Genomic DNA, 1647 nt, shown 5'->3' on the forward strand with positions numbered 1-1647 from the left:
CTAGAGCCTGTCCGGCGGATCATGTGACCGTTTCGGGTCCGGCTCGTTGCCACGGACATGGGGCGGGGGGATCTGTCGGACTCGGAATGGGCGCGGCTGCGCCCCCATCTGCCGAAGGCCGGTCAGCGAGGCGGACGTTGGGCAAGCCATCGCAGGGTGATAAACGGGATCCTCTTCCGGCAGCGCACCGGGGTGCCGTGGCGGGATCTGCCTGCGCGCTTCGGCAAGTGGAAGACCGTGTACGAGAGGCATAGACGCTGGTCGGCGGACGGCACGTGGGACAGGGTCTTCGCGGCCGTCCTGTCCGACGCCGACGCGGAGGGCCGTATCGACTGGTCGATGGTGAGCGTGGACTCCACCTCCTGCCGGGCCCACCAGCATGCGGCCGGAGCGCGCAGGAGATCGCCGCAGGTGCCGGGAAAAGAGCAATGCCCCGGCAGCACCGCCCCGACGAGGGGCTGGGACGCTCCCGGGGCGGCCTGACCTGCAAGATTCACCTTGCCGGGGAAGGCGGACGCCGACCCCTGGCACTGCTGGTCACTCCGGGCCAGTGGGGCGATGCCCCGCAGCTCATCCCTGTCATGGAGCGCATCAGGGTCGGCCGGCTCGGTGGTGGACGCCCGCGCACCCGGCCGGACCATCTCGGCGGCGATAAGGCGTATTCCTCCCGCCGCAACCGCCGCTACCTGCGACGACGGCAGATCAAGCACACCATCCCCGAGCCGAAGAGCCAGCGGGCCAACCGCAAGCGCCGCGGGAGCCATGGCGGGCGGCCCACCGGCTTCGACAAGACGATCTACAAGCGCAGGAACGAAGTGGAGCGGACGATCAACGCCCTCAAGAACTTCCGGGCTGTGGCCACGAGATTCGACAAGCGTGCATACGTCTTCCAGGGCACCGTGACCGTCGCAGCGATCCGGCTCTGGCTCCGGGCATAGATCCATTATCCGGGTTCGGAGAGGTGCCTGTCACCGTTCTCCGGAATGATCTTTACGCCTGGTTTGCACCTTTAAGGTTGCGGTCGACGAGCACGACGCACCGACGCAGCCAGGGAGTCGAGAGTGGAGCACGACGTTGCCGCACTGGCAGGGGAACTCGCCGACATGGCCGTGGCAGATCACCAGTCCGCAGGCCGTGCGAACAGCGATGACCCGGCCGAGCAGCTGGCGTGGCGGCGGCTGACCGCACGGCACGGCGACCGACTCGGCGAGATCATGGACGAGTACGGCTGGCCGACGGCAGAAATGGTCGGCGATGAGGCCGCACGCGCGGCATGGCTGATCGCCCAGCACGCCGACCGGCAGCTCGACGTCCAGCGGCGCGCCCTCCAGCTGATGGAGCAGGCCGTCTCAGCAGGCTCGGCCAGCCCGCGCGAGCTGGCCTTTCTACGCGATCGCACGCTGGTCAATGAAGGCCGCAAGCAGGTCTACGGCACTCAGATCGCCGGCGTGAAGGACGGGTCACCCGTTCCGTGGCCTTGTGAAGAGCCCGAGCGCATGGATGCACTCCGTGCGGAAGTCGGCATCGAGCCCTTCAACGAGTACGTCGCCAAGTTCGCGATGACCTGACAACCAACCCCCAGCCGCGTCCCGCGGATCATCATCAAGGCTGACCTGCCGTGACAATGATCCGCCGGACAGGCTCTAG

At 67.6% G+C, this 1647-nt stretch carries 2 protein-coding genes; both read left to right on the plus strand.

The annotated features are described in order from the left end of the window. Positions 1-57: 57 nt before the first annotated feature. Positions 58-938 (plus strand): IS5 family transposase gene (locus AB0C66_RS35910; RefSeq protein WP_362448811.1). Its coding sequence is split into 2 segments (ribosomal slippage): positions 58-418 and positions 418-938, totalling 882 coding nucleotides; the frame shifts between segments, so codons are not numbered across the junction. Positions 939-1061: 123 nt separating this feature from the next. After that, entirely contained in the window at positions 1062-1568 is a 507-nt protein-coding gene (locus AB0C66_RS35915) for a DUF6624 domain-containing protein (RefSeq protein ID WP_362448814.1), read from the plus strand. The last annotated feature ends 79 nt before the right edge of the window (positions 1569-1647 follow it).

The sequence above is a fragment of the Streptomyces sp. NPDC048636 genome (assembly GCF_040650655.1).
In the GTDB taxonomy this organism is placed as follows: Bacteria; Actinomycetota; Actinomycetes; order Streptomycetales; family Streptomycetaceae; genus Streptomyces.